Origin of the sequence: Palleronia sp., from assembly GCF_042089775.1 — a bacterium.
Taxonomy (GTDB): domain Bacteria; phylum Pseudomonadota; class Alphaproteobacteria; order Rhodobacterales; family Rhodobacteraceae; genus Palleronia.
Genome location: NZ_JBELKF010000005.1, coordinates 34,269 through 54,500, shown reverse-complemented (window position 1 = coordinate 54,500; position 20,232 = coordinate 34,269). Strand labels below are relative to the sequence as shown.

At 65.9% G+C, this 20,232-nt stretch carries 13 protein-coding genes and 1 pseudogene; 11 read left to right on the top strand and 3 right to left on the bottom strand.

The genetic code is table 11. The annotated features are described in order from the left end of the window. The first annotated feature begins 109 nt into the window (after positions 1–109). The 9 genes from ACFDS3_RS02805 to ACFDS3_RS02765 all read left to right on the top strand — a co-directional run bounded on the left by ACFDS3_RS02805 (position 110) and on the right by ACFDS3_RS02765 (position 12,176). A complete protein-coding gene (locus tag ACFDS3_RS02805) occupies positions 110–580 on the top strand; it encodes an APC family permease (protein ID WP_375260820.1) in 471 nt (156 codons plus the stop codon). Next, positions 556–1,341 carry an APC family permease gene (locus ACFDS3_RS02800; RefSeq protein WP_375260819.1) on the top strand — a complete coding sequence of 262 codons (786 nt, stop codon included), beginning with the start codon at positions 556–558 and terminating at the stop codon, positions 1,339–1,341. Before ACFDS3_RS02805 ends, ACFDS3_RS02800 begins: the two co-directional genes overlap by 25 nt. Before the next feature lie 244 nt (positions 1,342–1,585). Further along, positions 1,586–2,527, top strand: a complete 942-nt coding sequence (locus ACFDS3_RS02795) for a 1-phosphofructokinase family hexose kinase (protein WP_375260818.1) — start codon at positions 1,586–1,588, stop codon at positions 2,525–2,527. A 24-nt stretch (positions 2,528–2,551) separates the two neighbouring features. After that, positions 2,552–3,751, top strand: coding sequence for a phosphoglycerate kinase (locus ACFDS3_RS02790; protein ID WP_375260817.1), 1,200 nt, complete (start codon positions 2,552–2,554; stop codon positions 3,749–3,751). A gap of 87 nt (positions 3,752–3,838) precedes the next feature. Further along, on the top strand, positions 3,839–4,243 hold the full coding sequence (locus tag ACFDS3_RS02785; protein WP_375260816.1) for a PRC-barrel domain-containing protein: 405 nt from the start codon (positions 3,839–3,841) through the stop codon (positions 4,241–4,243). Between the two features lie 37 nt (positions 4,244–4,280). After that, positions 4,281–5,297 carry a type I glyceraldehyde-3-phosphate dehydrogenase gene (gap, locus tag ACFDS3_RS02780; RefSeq protein ID WP_375260815.1) on the top strand — a complete coding sequence of 339 codons (1,017 nt, stop codon included), beginning with the start codon at positions 4,281–4,283 and terminating at the stop codon, positions 5,295–5,297. Between the two features lie 290 nt (positions 5,298–5,587). Continuing rightward, a complete protein-coding gene (locus ACFDS3_RS02775) occupies positions 5,588–8,776 on the top strand; it encodes an HAD-IC family P-type ATPase (RefSeq protein ID WP_375260814.1) in 3,189 nt (1,062 codons plus the stop codon). Then, positions 8,773–11,178, top strand: coding sequence for a phosphoenolpyruvate synthase (gene ppsA, locus ACFDS3_RS02770; protein WP_375260813.1), 2,406 nt, complete (start codon positions 8,773–8,775; stop codon positions 11,176–11,178). The genes ACFDS3_RS02775 and ppsA overlap by 4 nt, the downstream gene beginning before the upstream one ends. Then, on the top strand, positions 11,175–12,176 hold the full coding sequence (locus ACFDS3_RS02765; protein WP_375260812.1) for a hydroxyacid dehydrogenase: 1,002 nt from the start codon (positions 11,175–11,177) through the stop codon (positions 12,174–12,176). Before ppsA ends, ACFDS3_RS02765 begins: the two co-directional genes overlap by 4 nt. A gap of 108 nt (positions 12,177–12,284) precedes the next feature. Here the strand turns inward: ACFDS3_RS02765 and ACFDS3_RS02760 are convergent, their stop codons facing one another. Both ACFDS3_RS02760 and otsB read right to left on the bottom strand, forming a co-directional pair. After that, complete coding sequence (locus tag ACFDS3_RS02760; RefSeq protein WP_375260811.1) at positions 12,285–14,780, bottom strand: glycoside hydrolase family 65 protein; 2,496 nt, start codon at positions 14,778–14,780, stop codon at positions 12,285–12,287. Continuing rightward, complete coding sequence (otsB, locus tag ACFDS3_RS02755) at positions 14,777–16,339, bottom strand: trehalose-phosphatase (RefSeq protein WP_375260810.1); 1,563 nt, start codon at positions 16,337–16,339, stop codon at positions 14,777–14,779. The genes ACFDS3_RS02760 and otsB overlap by 4 nt, the downstream gene beginning before the upstream one ends. A 172-nt stretch (positions 16,340–16,511) precedes the next feature. On the opposite strand from otsB, the gene gpmA reads away from it, so the two are divergent. Then, positions 16,512–17,210: a 2,3-diphosphoglycerate-dependent phosphoglycerate mutase gene (gene gpmA / locus ACFDS3_RS02750; RefSeq protein ID WP_375260809.1), complete on the top strand. Its 699-nt coding sequence runs from the start codon at positions 16,512–16,514 to the stop codon at positions 17,208–17,210. Continuing rightward, positions 17,207–18,493 (top strand): cation:proton antiporter, encoded by a 1,287-nt coding sequence (locus ACFDS3_RS02745; protein WP_375260842.1) that lies wholly within the window; start codon positions 17,207–17,209, stop codon positions 18,491–18,493. Before gpmA ends, ACFDS3_RS02745 begins: the two co-directional genes overlap by 4 nt. 59 nt (positions 18,494–18,552) lie before the next feature. On the opposite strand, the pseudogene ACFDS3_RS02740 reads toward ACFDS3_RS02745, so the two are convergent. Beyond that, a pseudogene (locus ACFDS3_RS02740) lies at positions 18,553–19,820 on the bottom strand (IS256 family transposase). Positions 19,821–20,232: the final 412 nt, after the last annotated feature.

Here is a 20,232-nt window from a genome sequence, read left to right as displayed (position 1 = left end):
CCAGCCGCGACGCCGCAACGCGCCCAGAGCGCTCGGCGACATCAGGCAGTCTTTCGAGACATAGGTCGATCGCGGTGGAACTGCGCTATTTCAAAGGCATTCTCGGCACATGGCTGATTCCACGACCGAAAAGGGTCTGAGGCGCGAAGTTGGGCTGTTGCAACTCACGTTCTACGGGACGGGGACGATCCTTGGGGCTGGAATCTTTGTCGTCATCGGCGATGTGCTGGGCGAGGCGTGCACGCTCGCACCCGCCTCCTATCTCCTTGCCGCCGTCGTCGCCGTAACCACGGCATTCAGGTATGCCGAGATGGCGGCACGCGTACCGACTGCGGGAGGCCCGACCGACTATGTCGAGCGCGCCTTCGGCCAACGCTGGCTGGGATCGCTGACGGGCTGGGCGCTTTTGGTGGCAAATGTCGTTTCGGCGGCGACGATCACGACTGGGTTCGTCGACTACCTGTCGAGCTTCGTGAACGTGACGCACTGGCTGGCCACCGGCCTTGTCGTCCTGGCTGTCGTTTGCGTCGCGGCGGCAGGCATGAAGGAGAGTGCGTGGCTCAGACGGGGACGACGCTGATCGGGATCGGCACGCTGCTTCTCGTGCTCTGGGCGCTACGGGATGGGCTTCTATCCGCGCCGCAGGCAGCGCTGGAAGCGCCCGCCACGATCGACGGCTCAATCTCAGCGGCGTTGCTTGGGGGCGCGTTCCTCGCGATCTACTCGTTCATCGGCTTCGGGAACATGGCGCAGACAGCCGAAGAGGTGCGTGACGTGAAGCAAGTCTTGCCCCGGGCGATGATCCTCTCGCTTGGGATCGTCTTCGTGTTCTACCTGGCGGTTTCGGCAGCGCTCGTCGGTGCCGGCGGGCTTGAAGAGTTGACTGAGGCACAGGCCCCGCTCGTCCGAGCTGCGGGCCGCGAAGGGTGGCCGGAAATGCCGATCGCCATCGCGAGCCTCGCCGCCATCGTCAACAGCGCGCTCACCCAGACCATCGCGTCTGCGCGCCTTCTGTACGACATCGGACGCGACGGCCGCGGCGCGCCGCAGTTTCTAGGTCGGGTGAACAGCCGAACGAACACGCCGCTTCTCGCGACCCTGGCCGTGGGGCTGGTTGTTCTGACGCTCGCGCTGTTCGTGCCGCTGAAGCAGCTGGCCACCGGGACGAGCTATGCAATTCTTCTTGTGTTCGTCGGCGTGAACGCCTCGCTCATTGTGTCCAAGCGACGGGACCAGCCAGAGGAGGTACCAAACATTTGGCTCGCCGCTCCATGGTTGGGTCTGATCACCTGTGTCGGGGCGCTCATCGGGCAGTTGGTGCTTGACCTGTGGCCGGGGTGACGCCGTTTTAAGACCTCGTGGCAGGATGGCGGGCGGGCCAGCGACGAGCGGCTCGTACCGCTGATTCTGGCCACGAGGCACGCGCGCGACGGGCTGGTCCAGATGGCTCCGAAGGGTCTGACGCTCTTTGGAACAATGCCTCGGGCCGGGGTTTCTACTTGAAGGCGAAAGTGCCACGGGCTCGGCCGCTGAGCGAAGCTTTTGCGTTGCCGGAGCGCGGACCGAACACTGAGAGGCGAACCGGATGACCGAACGAGTCCTCACACTGACCCCGAACCCGGCGCTCGACGTCTGGACCACGACCGCGAAGTTCCGCTCCGGCTCCAAGCTTCGCTGTTCGCAGCCCCGGATCGATCCGGGCGGTGGCGGCATCAACGTTTCGCGCGTGTTGCACCGGCTCGAAGGCGACACGCTTGCGCTTTTCACCGCAGGCGGGCGCACGGGCGAAGAGGTGGCGGCGCGGCTCGACGGTTTCGGCGTACCGGCTGAACGATGCGCCATCGACAGCGACACGCGCGAAGATTTCAGCGTCCGCGAGGAAGAGAGCGGCGACGTCCTGCGCTTTGTCACGCCGGGGCCCGAGCTGTCGGCGGGTGAAGGCGACCGGCTGCTGGACCGGCTCGGAAAGCTTGCCGGCGGCGGGGAACTGGTCGTCGGCAGCGGCAGCCTGCCCGCGGGGCTGGACGACGACTTCTGGGCCGAGGCCGTGCGCCGCTGCAAGGATGCGGGGGCGCGTTTCATCCTCGACTCCCATGACTGCGTCGGCCCTGCGCTGGACGAAGGCGTCTTCTGCTTCCGCGAGAACACCGACGCCGTCGCCGAGCTTGCCGGACACGACATCGCCTGGCCCGACGAAGTCGCCGCCTGGGCCGAAAAGCAGATCGAAGCGGGCGCGGTCGAGATGATCATCGTGACCGAGGGCAGCGAGGGCGCACTGCTCGTCACCCGCGACACGCGGCTCGTCCTTAGTCCTCCCGAGGTCGAGCCGCGAAGCGCGGTCGGCGCCGGCGACAGTTTCGTGGCCGGCCTCTGTCTTGCCCTGTCCGAACAGCGCAGCATCGAGGACACGCTGCGGCAGGCGGTGGGGACCGCCGCTGCCACGTTGCTGACCCCGGGGACCGAGCTCTGCCGGAAAGAGGACGTCGAGCGCCTCGTCTCCGCATGCGGAGATCCCCGGCACATCTGACTCCTGCGAGAGAAGGGACTTGCAATGAACCTGCCCAACATCGACGACATGGACGTCAAGGGAAAGCGGGTGCTTGTGCGCGCCGATCTCAACGTCCCGATGAAGGACGGCGAGATCGCGGATGACAGCCGCCTTTCGGCTGCGATGCCGACACTTCGCAACATCATCGATCGCGGAGGACGACTGATCGTCATCGCGCATCTCGACCGCCCCGGCGGCAAGCGCGACATGTCGGCATCGCTGCGGCCGGTCGCCGACGCGATCCGCGAGGGGTTGAATGGAACCTCTGTCGCCTTCGCCGAGGATTGCGTGGGGCCGGAGGCCGAGGATGCGGTGCGCGACCTGGCCGAGGGGCAGTGCCTGGTGCTCGAGAACCTCCGCTTTCACGCGGGCGAGAAGGAGAACGACTCCGGTTTCGCTCAGGCGCTGGCGAAGCTGGCCGACATCTATGTCAACGACGCCTTCTCGGCCTCGCATCGCGAGCATGCCTCGATCACCGGGCTGCCGACGCTGCTGTCCTCGGCGGCGGGTCTGCTGATGCAAAAGGAGCTTGAGACGCTCGAGCGGCTGCTGGCGGAGCCCCGGCATCCCTACGTTGCGCTGTTGGGCGGTGCGAAGGCGGAAACGAAGGTGCCGGTGGTCGAGCATCTGCTGGATCGCGCCGACAGCATCCTGCTGGGCGGCGTCATGGCGACCACCTTCCTCCAGGCACGGGGCGCCGAGGTCGGGCGCTCCAAAGTGGACGATGCGCAGGTTGAGGCGGCGAAGCAGCTCCTGGAGCGGACAGGGGGCGCCGGTGCAAAGCTGATGCTTCCCGTCGACGTCATCGTTGCCTCCGAGATGAGCGCCGAGGCCGAGGGGCGCGTCGTCGCCGCCGATCGTGTCGGGCCGGAGGACATGATCCTCGACATCGGAGTCGAGACGATCCGCCGCTATGCGGACGCGATGAGCGATGCGCGCACCGTGGTCTGGAACGGTCCGATGGGTGCCGCCGAGTTCGCGCCCTTCCAGAGGGGCACCCACTTTCTGGCCGCCGGCATCGCCGAACGGACGCAGACCGACGATCTGGTCAGCGTGGTCGGGGGTGGCGACACCGTCGCCTTCCTCCGGCGGCACCAGTTCCTGCACGTTGTCAGCTACGCCTCGATGGCTGGGGGTGCGTTTCTGAAGTGGCTGGCGGGCGAGGATCTGCCGGGTGTCGAGGCGCTGCTGAAGGCCGGCTGATGGGCCTGTCGCCGGAACATTCGGGTGCCGCACTTGTTGAAGCAAGAAAGCAACACAAGAGATGCGGGCGCCCGGATGGGGGAGTGGATGACAGACACAACCACGACACGCAAAACGGTTGCACTTCTCGTCGCGCTCATGGCGCCGTCGGCCCTTTGGGCGCAGGACGACGCAGCCGCCTCGCTCGCAGATGATGCCGGAGCCGGATCGGGCGGCTATGAACTGGCAGAGAACCTGAAGGATCGGCAGGTGGTCAATGCCGTCGGCCAGGAGATCGGCGAGTTGTCCAACATCATCGTGCGGGGCGACCGGATCACGCACGCGATCATCTCGATCGGCGGCTTCGTCGGGATCGGCGGATCGGAGGTTGTCGTCCCGTTCGATGTGCTGACTTTCGGCGAGGGCCAGATCACCATTCAGACGATCGCCACGGCGGACCAGATCGATGGGCTGACCGCCTTCGATCCGAAAGAGTTCGGGATCGCCGAGTGACCTGAAACGCCGTGTATTTGCAACTGGGGAGACCGACATGACAACGCGCGTCGCCATCAACGGACTTGGCCGCATCGGGCGGGCCACCCTCAAGATCATCCACGAGTCGCCCGAGTTCGAGCTTGTCGCGGTGAACGACATCGCGACGCCCGACAACCTCGCATACCTCCTGCGCCTCGATTCCGTCTACGGCCGCTATGGCGAGGAGGTCGGTCACGACGACGATTCCCTGACCGTCGGCGACAAGCGATACCGGGTCCTGAGCGAGAAGGACCCCGCGAACCTGCCTTGGGACGAGATGGGGGTGGATCTGGTCCTCGAGTGCACGGGGATCTTCACGAAGAAGCCCGATCTGCAAAAGCACATCGACGCGGGGGCGAAACGGGTGATCCTGTCGGCCCCGGCCAAGGGCGAAGAGCCGGTGCCCTTCGTCGTGCACGGGGTGAACGAGGCCGATGACGAGCCGATCATTTCGACCGCAAGCTGCACGACGAATTGCATCGCTCCGGTGATCGAGGTGATCGGTCGTCGCATCGGGCTGAAGAAGGCGATCATGACCACGGTTCACGCCTATACCTCGTCGCAGGCGCTCGTGGACCAACCGGCGGGCAAATGGCGCCGCGGACGTGCGGCGGCGGCGAATTTCGTGCCGACTTCGACCGGGGCGGCCAAGGCGACGACCAAGGCGCTGCCGGAATACGAGGGGCGCTTCGACGGCGTCGCCATCCGCGGCCCGGTGCCCGCGGGCTCCATCGCCGACATCACGATCGTGACCGAGCGCGCGACCAGCGTCGACGAGATCAACGCAATTTTCGAGGAAGAGGCGCAGAGCGACCGCTACAAGGGCGTGTTGGCCGCCTCGCACGAGGAACTCGTGTCGTCGGACATCATTCGCGACCCGCACGGTTCGATCGTCGACCTCGGGATGACGCAGGTGGTTGATGGCGACCTCATCAAGGTCATGGCCTGGTACGACAACGAATGGGGCTATGCCGCGCAGATGGTGCGCGAGGCCATCCGCCAGACGAGCCGGGGCAACACAGCCCCGGCCTGACAGCCCAAAGTACGGAGCATTCCCGGGTGGACGTCGCCGACCCAGCACGCCGGATCCTGTCGCATTCCGGGCGGGGGTGGTCGGGCACGCTCTGCCATCTGATGCACGGGCACCGTCTGGATCCCCGCCGCCGGATCGCGTTTCGCAAATCGCGGGATGCGCCTCCGAGAGGCGGTGCGCTGTCCTACCCGGCCGGCGGCGCGAAGATGAGGTCGTGACGATGCTCAATCGAGTTTCAGCCGCTCATCACGAAGACGGGTGACGCCAGTCCAGGGAGGAACCGAACAACAATGGCCCAGCAGGACCTACCGGAACGTGACGATCTGGCCGAGCGGCCGTGGTACGCGGCGTCCCGGGACGAGGCTGCAAGCGACCTCGGCAGCGATCGCGAGAAGGGCCTGAGCGATCGCGAGGTCAAGCGCCGGCAAGGGAAGTTCGGCCCGAACAAGCTGCCCGAGCGGCAGCGCGAAACCATCTTTCAGACCTTCCTGCGGCAGTTCAAGGACCCGCTGATCTACATCTTGCTCGCCGCCGGGGTCGTTTCGCTCGCCATCGGCAACATCGAGGATGCGGCGTTCATCTTTGCCGTCCTGGCCTTCAACGCCGGTCTTGGCACGTATCAGGAATACAAGGCCGAAAGCGCCGCGCAGTCGCTGCAGGAGGTGATGCGCATCACGGCCGAGGTGATGCGCGACGGCAAGAAGGAGGAGGTCGATAGTACCGAGCTCGTCCCCGGTGACGTGGTCTCGGTGAAGTCGGGATTCTCGGTCCCCGCAGATATGCGACTGCTCAAGGCGCAGGATCTGCGGGCGGACGAGTCGCTGCTGACGGGTGAATCCGTACCGGTCGAAAAGCGGGCGAGGGACGATCTCGATCCCGACACGCCGCTCGGCGATCGGGCGACGCTGCTGCATGCGGGCAGCACGGTGGCCAGCGGTCGCGCCACCGGCGTCGTCGTTCGCACCGGCACGATGACCGAAATCGGGCGCATCGCGAAGTCGCTGGCCGAGGAAGAGCAGGTGCCTCCCCTCGTCCTGCGGGTGCGTCGCTTCACGCGCGTCATCGCCGTGGCGGTCCTCGTCATCATCGTCGTCCTGGGGCTGTTGCAGGCCGCGCGCGGCGCCGAACTGATGGACATCTTCTTTCTGGCCGTTGCGCTCGCCGTCTCGGCCATTCCGGCGGGCCTTCCCGTGGCAATCACGGTGGCGCTGTCCATCGGGTCGAACCGGATGGCAAAGCGGAACGTGATCGTCCGCAAGCTGCCCGCGGTCGAAGGCCTTGGCGCCTGCACCCTGATCGCCAGCGACAAGACCGGCACCCTGACCGAAAACAAGCTGACCGCCAACCGCATCCGTCCGCTCGAGGGGGACGACATCGAGATTGGCGGCACCGGCTACGACCCGGAGGGCGAGGTCACGCAGGGCGGAGAGCCGGTGGATCTGGACGAGGAAGAGTGGCTGCGCCGCCTCGCCGTCACCGGCGCGCTTTGCAACGATGCCGACATCGAAACCGAAGGTGGCGAGGTGAAGACGCGTGGCGACACGGTCGACGTGGCGTTCCTGGTACTCGCGCGGAAGCTGGGGCTGTCGCGCGGCGAACTCCTGGACCAGTATTCAGAAGTGGGCGGCATCCCGTTCGAGTCCGAGCGTCGCTTTGCCGTCAGCTTCAACCGCGACGATGACGTGGTCGCCCATGCCAAGGGCGCGGCCCAGACGCTGGCCGAGATGAGCGACGTGGATGCCGACGAGGTTCAGCGTCGCGAAGAGGATCTTGCCGGGCAGGGCTACCGCGTCCTTGCCGCCGCGGCCGGGACCGTGGACCAGCAGACGGCCGACAAGTCCGATCCCGACGCACTCAAGAACCTAGACTTCCTTGGCTTCGTCGGCCTCATCGATCCGCTGCGCGAAGAGGTGCGCGACGCGGTCGACGATTGCCATAAGGCAGGTGTCGAGGTGCGCATCGTCACCGGCGACCACCCGACGACGGCTCTGGCCATCGGCAAGCAGCTCAATATCGCCGAAGAGGACAGCATCGTCGTCACCGGCAAGGACATCGGCCATCGCGAAAAGGGTGAAAGCGGCGGCGCCAGCAGCCGAATCCGCGAGGCAACCGTCTATGCCCGCGTGGAGCCCAGCCAGAAGACCACCATCGTCGAGACGCTGCAGGATGCCGGCCATTTCGTTGCCGTGACCGGCGACGGGGTGAACGACGCCCCGGCGCTGCGTGCGGCCCATATCGGCGTCGCCATGGGCGAGAGCGGCACGGATGTCGCGCGCAATGCGGCCGACCTGATCCTGACGGACGACAACTTCGCCTCCATCGTCCACGGCATCGAGGAAGGCCGCATCGCCTACGACAACGTGCGGAAGGTGGTATGGCTTTTGATCTCGACCGGCGTGGCCGAGCTTGTGCTGTTCACGCTGTCGGTCCTGCTGGACATGCCGCTGCCGCTGACGCCGGTGCAGCTTCTGTGGCTGAACCTCGTGACGAACGGCATTCAGGATGTGTCGCTTGCCTTCGAAAAGGGCGAGCCCGGCGTGCTGGATCGAAGTCCGCGCGATCCCGATGAGCGTATCTTCAACCGGCTGATGATCGAAGAGGTGCTGACCTCGGGGCTCTACATGGGCTTCGTCGGCTTTGGCGTGTTCTGGTTCCTCACCGAAGAGATGAACTTCGAGACCTTCGACGCGCGCAACCTGCTTCTGCTGCTGCTCGTCCTCTTCGAGAACGTGCACGCGTTCAACGTGCGCTCGGAAACGCGGTCGGCCTTCCGCATCCCGCTGTCGGCAAACCTCCTGCTGGTGGGTGCCGTTGTGGCGGCGCAGGCCATTCACATCGTCTCGATGTTCATCCCCGGCTGGCGCGGCGTGCTGGAGATCGAACCCGTCGCCTTTACGACCTGGTTGATCCTTCTGGGGATCACCCTGTCGAAGTTCCTGATCGTCGAGGCCTACAAGGCCTTCCGCGGCCGCGCCCTGGCCGAGGCGATCTATCGCAGGGAGCCGGCCACGAGGCGGACCGCCGATGGCGGCGGCCGGTCGGAAGGCAGCGGTGTCGTGGAGCGCGCCGAGCGGGCGAAACATGCCGAATACGCCGAATACGCCGAGCGCGCGGATTTTGCGAAGGTCGCACGCCGGGCAGAGCATGTGCTGGAGTCCGAGGAGCGCGAAGACGAAGAGCAGCCCGATCAGGTCAAACCCGGAAAGAGCGATGCCGAGGATCGGGATGAAACCGAGGAGCGGAAGGGGAAAGAGTCGGATGCTTCTGAAAACCAGGGCGTAGAGCCGGAGGCCGAAAAGCAGGACGCCGATGAGCGCGAGACCAAGGACCGCAACGGCGGCGACCGGATGGCAGGGGAGCCGACGGCGCAAGAGGAAGACACCCACGAGTCCGGGGCGGACGATGCGGAACCCGCTGAGGGGAACGCCGAAGAAGCCAGGGACGACGACGCATCCGACAGGAAGGACCGGGACACGTGACCGAAGACCAGACCTACGTCCGCTCTCTTGATGATCTCGGCCGCGACGACGGGAACATCGTCGGCGGCAAGAACGCATCGCTGGGCGAGATGATCCAGCGCCTGCAACGGGCCGAGGTGCGTGTGCCCTCCGGCTTTGCGACCACGGCCGAAGCCTACTGGCGCTTCATCGATGACAACGACCTGCGCCAGAAGATCTCGGACGAGATGGGGAAGTTGAAGAGCGACCGCAGCAACCTGTCGTCGGTGGGCGAGGCCGTACGGGATCACATCCTCGGCGGCGAAATGCCGGGCGCGGTGGCCGGGCCGATCCGCCAGGCCTATGGTGACCTCGCCGCGCGGCTGGAGCGCAAGGACCTCGACGTCGCCGTCCGCAGTTCGGCCACGGCCGAGGACCTGCCCGAGGCGAGCTTTGCCGGGCAGCTCGAGACGTTCCTCAATATCCGCGGTGAGAAGGCGCTGGTCGACGCAGTCAAGCGCTGCTTTGCCTCGCTGTTCACCGACCGCGCCATCGCCTATCGCGAGGAGAACGGCTTTGACCACATGGGTGTCGCGCTGTCGGCCGGGGTCCAGCAGATGGTGCGCTCGGACATCGCCGGATCGGGCGTGATGTTCTCGATCGACACCGAGACGGGCTTTCCCCGCAGCGTCCTCATCACCGGCACCTGGGGACTGGGCGAGACGGTCGTGCAAGGCACGGTGGACCCGGACGAGTATCACGTTTTCAAGCCGCTGCTGGGTCGCTCGGGCGCCCGACCCATCGTCGAGAAGACGCTGGGCCAGAAGCGGCAGAAGATGGTCTATGGCAGCGGCAAGGAACAGACGAAGCTGGTCGATACCAGCGACGAGGAGCGATCGACTTTCCTGCTGGACGACGACGAAATCCTCGAACTTGGCCGCTGGGCAGCAGCCATTGAAGACCATTACGACCAGGCGATGGACGTGGAATGGGCCAAGGACGGCGAGACGGGCGAGCTTTTCGTCGTGCAGGCCCGACCCGAGACGGTGCAGTCGCGAAAGGAGGCCGGAACGCTCAAGACCCACCGGCTGACCGAGGAGGGGAAAATACTAGTCAGCGGCCTTGCCATCGGCAGCTCGATCGCCGCCGGCAAGGTCATGCGTCTGGATAGCCCGGACGAGATCGAGCGGTTCGAGGCCGGCGCGGTGCTCGTCACCGGCGTGACCGATCCCGACTGGGTGCCGATCATGAAGAAGGCGTCGGCCATCGTCACGGATCACGGCGGCCGCACGAGCCACGCCGCCATTGTCAGCCGCGAGATGGGCCTGACGGCAGTGGTTGGCGCGGGCGACGCCACCGAGAAGCTGAAGGACGGGCAGGAAGTTACCGTCTCTTGCGCCGAAGGCGACGAGGGGACCGTCTATGACGGTGAGCTCGCGTTCGAGGCGCGCGAGATCGATCTTGATGTCGTGCCGCAGACCGAGACGAAGGTGATGGTGAACCTCGCCAATCCGGCCGCCGCTTATCGATGGTGGCGCCTGCCGACCGACGGGGTGGGGCTGGCGCGGATGGAATTCATCATCGGCAACATGATCCGCATCCATCCGATGGCGCTCATCCGGTACGACGAGCTCGAGGGCAAGGAAGCGAAGGCGCAGATCGACGAACTGACGCGCGCCTATGAGGACAAGACCCGCTACTTCGTCGAGACGCTGGCGCGCGGCATGGCCCGCATCGCCGCCGCCCATCATCCGGCCCCGGTCGTGGTCCGGATGAGCGACTTCAAGACCAACGAATATGCCGAGCTGATCGGCGGCGCCGCGTTCGAGCCCGAGGAAGAGAACCCGATGCTCGGCTGGCGCGGTGCCTCGCGCTATTACGACGACGCCTACCGCGACGGCTTCGCGCTGGAGTGCCGGGCACTGAAGATGGCGCGCGAGGAGATCGGGCTCGACAACATCATCCTGATGGTCCCGTTCTGCCGGACTCTGGACGAGGCCGACCGCGTGCTTGAGACGCTGGCCGAAAACGGCCTTGTGCGCGGCCAGGCGGGCCTGTCGATCTACGTGATGGCCGAGATCCCGGCGAACGTTCTCCTGGCCGAGAAGTTCGCGCAGAGGTTCGACGGCTTCTCCATCGGGTCTAACGACCTGACGCAGCTGGTCCTGGGCGTCGACCGCGACAGCGACCGGCTGAAGCGGCTCTTCGACGAGCGCGACGAGGCGGTGACCGAGGCGATCTCGAGCTTGCTGGACAAGGCAAATGACGCGGGCGTCCATACCGGCATCTGCGGACAGGCCCCGAGCGACCATCCGGAATTCGCGCGCTTCCTCGTGCGCCACGGGATCGGGTCGATTTCGGTCAGTCCCGACAGCTTCCTCGACGTGAAGGAACAGATCGCTGCGGCTGAGGCCGAACGCGGACAAGGGGAGAGCTCGACATGAAGATCGTCATCTTCGATGTCGAACCGTGGGAATGCGAGACGTTCGAGGCGCTGGGCGAGGATCACGAGATCGTCTTCGAAGAGGCCAACCTCGATGCCGAAAAGGCAGAGGAGCACAGCGATGCCGAAATCATCTCGGCCTTCATCTACTCGGACCTTTCCGTCGACGTGCTGGAGACGTTCAAGGATCTGAAGTTCATCGCCACCCGCTCGACCGGGTTCGACCACATCGACATGGATCATTGCCGCGAGAACGACATCGCGGTGTCGAACGTGCCGACCTACGGGACGAACACCGTCGCGGAACATGCCTTCGCGCTGCTCCTCGCCATCAGCCATCGGATCGTCGAAGCCGCGGATCGAACGCGGCGGGGCGACTTCTCGCAGGAGGGGCTGCAGGGCTTCGACCTGCGCGGACGGACGATTGGCGTGGTCGGCACCGGCGACATCGGCGCACACGCAGCCCGGATTGCCCGCGGGTTCGAGATGAACGTGCTGGCCTTCGACGTGGAGCCGCGCGAGGACGTTGCCCGCGACTTCGGCTTCGAGTATGTCGGCATGGACGAGCTTCTGTCGCGGTCGGACGTCGTCTCGCTCCACGTTCCGGGTAATGAGAAGACGAAGCACATGATCGACAGGACCGCGTTCGACAAGATGAAGGACGGCGCCATCCTCATCAACACGGCCCGTGGCTCGGTGGTCGAAATGCGCGCGCTGCTGGAGGCGCTGGCGAGCGGGAAGCTCGCCGCCGCCGGCCTCGACGTGCTGCCGGAGGAGCCGGCGGTGCGCGAGGAGGCCGAGCTTCTGCGCCGTTACTTCAAGCGCGAACACGACCTCGATACGCTGCTCGCCGACCACATCCTGCTCAGGATGCGCAACGTCGTCATCACGCCGCATTCGGGCTTCAACACGCGCGAGGCGGTACAGCGCATCCTCGACACCACACGCGAGAACATCGAGGGATTCCTGAAGGGCGATCCGCCGAACCTCGTGGGCTGAGGCGGGGCAGGGTTCCCAGGTCTTGCGGCAAGCAACCGCGCCGGCCCGGGGGCGTGGCAATGGGCGGAGAACGCTCGCCGCCCGTGTCACCGCCAAGCCGGTGGCGGCTCAGTCCTTGCCCTGATCGTCGTCCTCGGCCGCGTGCTCCTGCCGAACGCGCTCCTGCTCGTGTTCGCGGGCGGTGCGGTCCGGCTTGATCTCGGGGATCAGCGCGAAGGTGAAGCTCTGCCCGGGACTGATCTCGCGGCTCTGACCGCGGTAGGCGATGGTGATCGGGTGGGCCGTCATGACGCGGCTGGACACCGTCAGCTCTTCCTGCGTGATCTCGAAGTCGAGGATCTGCCGACGGAACCGGAGGGTGGAACTCAGCCGCTGCACCTCGTCAGGGAGGCGCGGGTTAAAGACAAGCCGTCCGGCGTCCAGTTCGATCCCGGTGTAGCAACGCTGCATGAGATCCACCGTCCCGGCCATCGCCCCGAGGTGGATGCCTTCGGGCGTGGTGCCGCCTTGTATATCGCCGATATCGCTGTCGAACGCCTTCAGCGCCAGCTCCCACGACCGCTGCCGGTCTGCCCGCGCCAGCACCCAGGCATGGGCCGTCCAGCTGAGCGTCGAGCCGTGGGACGTCCGATCGACATAGTAGCGGATGTTGCGGAAGATCATCTCGGGCGAGAACCTGTAGCCCAGCCGGTGGAAGAGATGCTCGATCTCTTCGCGGCTGAACAGGTAGAAGATCATCAGCGCATCGGCCTGCTTCGACACCTTGTAGTTGTTCGGGTCGTCGTCCTCGGCCTCGAGGATCCGGTCGAGCCGCTGCAGGTCGTCATACTTCTCGCGGTAGCGGTCCCAGTCGAACTCCTTCAGCTTCTCGTAGCCCTCGAACTGGCTGATGATGCCGTCGTCGTGGAACGGAATGTAGAGGTTCCGGCTGATGTCGTCCCAGCGGGCAAGCTCCTCTGCGCTCAGCCCGAGGCGCGCGCAGATGCGGCGCCGTTCGTCGCTGGGGATGAGCTCGAGCACGTCCTCGACATGCGACAGCACCCATGCCGCCAGGAAGTTGGTGTAGGCGTTGTTGTCGAGCCCGCCATTCGTGCTCGGATCGACGCCGGGGTAGGCCGTGTGGAATTCATCCGGCCCCATGACGCCGCGGATGCCGTAGCGCCCATCGGGCCGTTCCTCTGCCAGACTGGCCCAGAAGCGGGCGATTTCGCAGAAGAGCTCGGCGCCGTAGTCGCGCATGAAGTCGCGGTCGTCGGTCGCCTGCACGTATTCCCACACGTTGTAGGCGATGGCCGAGCCGATGTGCCGCTGCCGCCAAGAATTGTCGGGGATCCATCGTCCGGACCGGGGATTGAGATGCACCCGCTGGCTTTCCTCGCGACCGTTCGATCCGCTCTGCCAAGGGAACATTGCGCCTTGCAGACCCGCCTCGCGTGCCGCGCGCCGTGCTTCGTCGAGCCGCCGGTAGCGATAGCGCAGAAGGCCGCGCGTCAGCACCGGCATCCGCAGCGTCAGGTAGGGGAAGATGAACAGCTCGTCCCACATGATGTGGCCGCGGTAAGCTTCGCCGTGCCAGCCGCGCGGCGGTATGCCGACATCCATGTCGACCGAGTGGGCCGAGGCGGTCTGCAGCAAGTGGAAGATATGCAGGCGCAGCTTGAGTTGCGCATCTTGATCCGTGCCCGTGTCGATCCGGATGTCAAACTGCTCCCACAGGTATTCCCATGCCTTCACGTGCTCGTCCTGCAGGCTGCGGAAGCCGCGGGCATGACGGACGTGGTTGACCGCCTCGTGAAGCGGCTCGGTGATGGCATTGTCGCGAGAGTCGAAGCAGGCGGCGATCTTCTCGACCCGGACCGGGCGGCCCTGTTGCGCGTCGATCTCGAAGAAGTCCTCGGCGATGTCCGTCGTCGTCTCGGACTTCGCCACTGAAACCGGTGCGCCGTCGAGCGCCACCACGGTGCGCGCCGCCATGCCCACTTCGCGCCGGGCTTGCACGAAACGGCTGCGCAGCGTCAGCACGCCGCCCTCTTCGCGCGAGGTGTCGAGCGTTTCGAGATGCCGGCCGTCGAGGTCGCGGTAGCGCGCGACGCCCCAGTTGATGACGCTGCCGTCGATGCCGGACCGAACGGTCAGCGCTCCGGACCAATTCTCAGGCGTTAGCGTCACCGAAAGGCCCGCAAGGTGCGGATCGTGCATCGATACGATCCGCCGTTCGTCCCAACGCGTCACCCGGCCCGCGCTGTCGCGGAAACGCAGCACGCGCGAGAGGACACCGGCCTTCAGGTCAAGCTCCTGCCGGTAGTCGAGATACTCGACCGTTCCGGGCCGCAGCCATTCGCCATCCTCGATCCTGATTGCAAGCGGCAACCAGTTGGGGATGTTGACCAGGTCCTCGTTCTCGATCGCGTGCCCGGCCACTTCGGATTCCAGCCGGTTGTAGCCGCCGGCGAGGTAGGTGCCGGGGTAATGGACGTCGTCGGCCACCGCGTCGGGCGCGGCGGCACGCGACATGAAATAGCCGTTGCCAAGCGCACAGAGCGTCTCGCGACGGCCCTCTGTCTTGGGGTCGAAGCCGGTATAGGCCAGGCACCAGCCGCTCATTCCGTTGCCCCCGCCTCATCGCTCAACCAGCCGAGGAAGCGGCGCACGTCGTCGGGATCGGCGAGCGCGTAATCGGCAAGCGTCGCCCGGCCGCCGCCCCGAACCGCGATGCAGATACCGCGATCGCCCAGAGCGGCGAAGGCGTCCTCGTCGGTCAGGTCATCACCGAGATAGAGGGGCAGGGCATCGCTCTCGCCAAGAGCCGTGTGCGACAGGAGCCATTCGGCGGCGCGGCCCTTGTCCCAGTCGACGCGGGGCTGGATCTCGATCACCTTCTTGCCGCGGCCCTTGCGCAGCTTCTCGTGGCGCTCCACCACCTGGTCGACGGCCTTCTCCAGCGCTTCGACATCTTGCTCGGCGACTTCGCGGTAGTGCACCGCGACCGAAAATGTCTTGCGCTCGACCTTCGCGCCTTCGATTCCGCCGATCGCCTCGCGCAGCGCTTCGTCGGCTGCCTCGATGGCATCTATCAGGCCTTCGGCCGCTTCCGGCCGCTCCTTTAGGCCTCGGGGCCCGGCGATGTCGAAGCCGTGGCTGCCGGCATAGATCACGTCCTCGATCCCGACGCGTTCGCGCACGTCCGCAAGGTCGCGGCCGCTGATGATCGCGACGGGGCAGCGCTTTGACAAGCGGCGGATGCCGTCCCGCGTCTCTTCCGGGATCGCTGCTTTGCGATAGTCCTCGACGATGGGCGACAGCGTACCATCGAAGTCCAGGAAGACCGTCATCGGTCGGTCCTTCACCCGACCGCCGAACTCGTCGAGCCGGTCCCAGACGAGCGGTAACCGGTCGAGCGTCTTCAGTCCGCCGCCCTCTGGCAGAAGAAGGCGTTGCAGGTTGTGCGTGACAAGGTCGGCTCCATTTGCCCGCAGGGCGTGACGTTGTTTCTCGGGGTCGTCCTGCTGGCGGTTCACGCCGATGACGAGGCCGAAGCGACCAGCCGCGCCAGCCTGAACGCCCGAGACCGCGTCTTCAATCACGGCCGTCTCGGCCGGCTTGGCGCCCAGCCGTTCCGCCGTTTTGATCAACTGGTCCGGCTTGGGCTTGGGCTCCAGCCCCAGCGCCTGTGCGTCGGCGCCGTCGACCGTCGCATCGAATGTGTCGCCGAGGCCCGCGCTTACCAGGACACGGCCGGCGTTGCGGCTGGCCGAGAAGATGCCGACCTTTACGCCTGCCGCCTTCAGCCCCCAGATCATCTCGATTGCGTCGTCGAAGACCGGCGCCGAATGCTCCTCCAGCCACTCGCCGAACTTGCGGTTCTTGAGGTTGCCGAGGCCGTGGACTGTGTCGTTGCCGACGTCGTCGCCCTCGCCTTCGGGCAGCTCGACCTCGCGCGAAGCAAGAAAGCGCCGTACGCCATCGTAGCGGGGCACGCCATCGACATGGGCAAGGTAGTCACGGCGCGTGAAGGGCGGTCCTGCGCGGCGCTCGTCGAGGAAGGCGTCGAACACGTCCTTCCAAGCTGCGAAATGGGCATCGGCCGTATCGGTAACGACTCCGTCCATGTCGAATATCACGGCCGCGATGCGGCCTTCGTCCTCATCGGCAGTCGAACTCATCTCGCCATCCCGTTCGAGAGCGGCATGTTGTTCTCTCCTTCGTCCGTGCGGGGGTATCCTGCGATCCCTGAACCGAACAGGCGCTGCCAACGTTGGGTTCCGAATTGCCTTTCACGCGGACGAGCTGACGCCAAGACCGGTACGGCGTGGAGAGCGACGAAAGGAGCCTTGAATGCCTCGACTGATCCTGCTGCGCCACGGCGAGAGCGTCTGGAACCGCGACAACCTCTTTACCGGGTGGACCGATGTCGACCTTTCCGAGGGCGGCGTCGCCGAGGCGCACAAGGCGGCGGAGCTTCTGAAGCGTCACGACATCACCTTCGACCATTGCTTCACCTCGGTGCAGAGGCGCGCGATCAAGACGCTTTGGATCGTGCTCGACGAGCTCGACCTGATGTGGCTGCCGGTAGACCGACATTGGCGCCTGAACGAGCGCCACTATGGCGCGTTGCAAGGCCAGAACAAGGACGAGAAGCGCTGCGAAGTGGGCGAGGAGCAGGTGCATGCGTGGCGCCGCAGCTTTGCTACCCGTCCGCCCGCGCTGACCGAGGACGACGAACGCTTTCCGGGACACGACCGCCGGTATTCAACGATTCCCGATGCAGATATTCCGCGGACCGAGAGCCTGCAGGACTGCATCGCACGGACGCTGCCCTACTGGCAAATCTGCGTGGAAGCTGCGCTGATGGACGGGCGCACGCCGCTCGTCGTTGCGCATGGCAACAGCCTGCGGGGCATCGTCAAGCATCTCGACGGAATCTCCGACGACGACATTTCCGGCATCGAGATCCCGACTGGCATCCCGCTCGTCTACGACCTTGACGAGGCGCTGCGCCCGACGGGCAGCCGCTACCTCGAGGATACCGGCTGAAGCCGGACGCCGGGGAGAGGGAGGCGCATGACAGGTACGGTCGGGTCAGTTTCGTCTCTCGTCCTGCTGATCGGGGTGGTGATCGCGGTGGCGATCGTGGTCCGTGCACTTCTCGAGCGGACCTTCATGCCCGCGCTCGTGGGATCATCGGCCTCGGCTTCCTGCTGCGGCTGGCGGATGACAGCTTCGGCATTCTGTCGGAGGACGGCGCGTATGCCTTCGACGTGCTGGCCGAGCTGGGGATCGTGGCGCTCCTGTTCCGGGTCGGGCTCGAAAGCGATCTGGCGGGGCTGCGTCGGCAGATCGGCAGCGCGAGCATCGTCTGGATCGGGAACATCGTGCTGAGCGGCGTGCCGGGCTATTTCGTGATGTCCTGGCTGCTGGGGTTCGACCAGATCCCCAGCCTGATCGCTGCCGTGACGCTGACGGCCACGAGCATCGGCGTCTCGGTCGGCATGTGGCGGCAGCACGACGCGCTCGACACGTCCAAGGGGCAACTCCTGACGGATGTCGCCGAGATGGACGACCTGTCGGGCCTGGCGCTGATGGTGCTGCTTTTCGCGGTGGTGCCGATCCTGCGCGACACCGAGGGCGGCAGCGGCGAGAGCGGCGGGATTTGGACGCAGCTTCTGTCCACTGGCGGCTGGCTCTTCGCGAAGTTCGTCCTGTTCGCCATGCTCTGCGCCGCCTTCGCGCGCTACGTCGAAGAACCGATGACCCACTTGTTCGAGCAGCACGCGACCCGGCAGGAAACGACTGTCTTCGTCGCGGGGATCGGGATCACGATCGCAGGCGTGGCCGCATGGCTCGGCTTTTCGGCGGCAGTGGGCGCGCTTTTCGCCGGGCTCGCCTTCAGCCGAGATCCGGAATCCGTCAAGCTCGACACCGGCTTCACCGGCTTCTACCATCTGTTCACGCCGTTCTTCTTCATCGGGATCGGCCTCTCGCTCGACACCGGGGCCTTCACATCGGCCCTTGGCGTCGGGGCAGCGCTCGCCGCGTTGGCCGTGGTGGGCAAGCTACTCGGCGCCGGCCTACCGGCCCTTTTCGCCACGGGTGCGACCGGGGCCGCGCTGATTGGAGTCAGCATGGTGCCTCGGGCCGAAATCACCATGATCATCATGGAGCGGGGCCAGCAACTTGGCGACTGGGCTGTGCCGGCGCAACTTTATGCGGCCTTCGTGCTGGTGTCGGCGATCACCTGCCTCTTCGCACCCGTCACGCTCGAATTCATGTTCCGGCGCTGGCCCGACCAGGCCGGCCGCGAGCCGCAGTCGCGATGATGTTCCGGGACGTGGTGTAGCTCATCGTGGGCCTCGCGCTCTTTGGCGGGCCGAGCTGGTCAGTCGCTCTGCGCGGCAGGGAGGCTGACGGTGAGATCATCGCAGACAGGGGCGAGCGTTTCCAGCGTCATGTAGCGCCGGCGTTGAACGGTCCATTCCTCGGTCTGCTCCATGAGGATCGCACCGACGAGGCGGCGGATCGAGGCCTCGTCTGGGAGGATCCCGACGACATTCGGTGCGCCGCTTGATCTCGGCGTTGAGGCGCTCGATCGGGTTCGTGCCGTGAAGCTTGGCGCGATGCTGCCGGGGAAAGGTCATGTAGGCCAGCACGTCTTCCTCCGCCGTGTCCATCAACGTGGCCAGCTTCGGTATCTTGCCGCGCATCTGGTCGGCCACCAGGCGCCATTGGGTCTTGGCCGCCGCGTGGTCGGGCTGGGCGAACGCCGTGGCGATGAAGGCCGAGACGACGCGTCGGCTGTTCTTTCCGGCATGGGCCAAGGCATTGCGTTGGAAGTGGACGCGACAGCGCTGCCAGGTCGTCGATAGCACTCGAGCCGTGGCGGCCTTGATGCCTTCGTGCGCATCTGAGATCACCAGCTTCACGCCTGACAGACCTCGCCGAACGAGGTCTCGGAGGAATTCGGTCCGGAAGGGCTCGGCCTCGGAGGCGCCGATCGACATGCCCAGCACCTCGCGTCGACCGTCGGTGTTCACGCCGACCGCGGGCGTGACCGCGACGGACACGATGCGTCCGCCCTGGCGCACCTCGAGATAGGTGGCGTCGATCCGGAGACAGGGCCATTCGCCCTCGATGGGGCGGGTGAGGAAGGCGTCGACGCGCTCGTCGATCTCCTCGCAGAGCCGGCTGACTTGGCTCTTCGAGATGCCAGTCCCACCCATGGCCCGGACCAGGTCATCCATGAACCGCGTCGAGACGCCATGAACGTAGGCCTCCTGGAGCGAGCCTTGTCCGGTCGCCGGCGGGGCGCCACCGGTTCGAGCCCGCCGGCGACGGTCCAGGGACAATGGCGAGCGCCGTCAGCGCCTTCTCGACCGAGCGCCGCGGTTCCAGAAATGACGGAAAGTAAGAGCCGGTGCGCAGCCGGGGAATGCGCAGCTTGACGCTGCCGGCGCGGTTCTGCCAGTCGCGGTAGCCGTTGCGCTGCGCAATCCGCCCGCCGCTCTTTTCGCCGTAGTCGGCGCCCGTCTTCGTGCCGACCTCGAGCTCCATCAGCCGCTCGGCGGCGGAGCCAATCATCTCACGGAGCAGGTCGGCATCGGCACTCTTTTCCACGAGCGCGCGCAGGTCCATCATGGGCTTGGTCATCGGGTGCAGTCCTCGGTTCAGGTTGGTGGTCACAACCCGACCCCACCGGGAAACCCGAAGGCCACCGCAAGCTACACCACGTCTGGGGGACATCATCGCAGTCGCAGACAAGAAATAGCTTCAATAGCCGGCGCCGTGATTCTCCTGCCGCGATCCGCAGGGATCGGTGCGATGCGACGCGCATACACTCGATCTGGTGGCACGGCATCTTCAGGCTCCGCGGTTGCGGCCCCCGAGCGTACTGCTGAGCCGTGCGGCACTGGTTCGTAACGCTGCCCGAAAATGGCGGTCCAAGCGCGGCTTTTCCGGTCTGACCAAACAAGAAGAGAACCGAGTACGCCTGTAGTCGCGCTGGCGGCGATTGCAGGCGCGCCAGCCATTCTGTCGTCAGCGCGGGGAGGTTGCCAGAAAC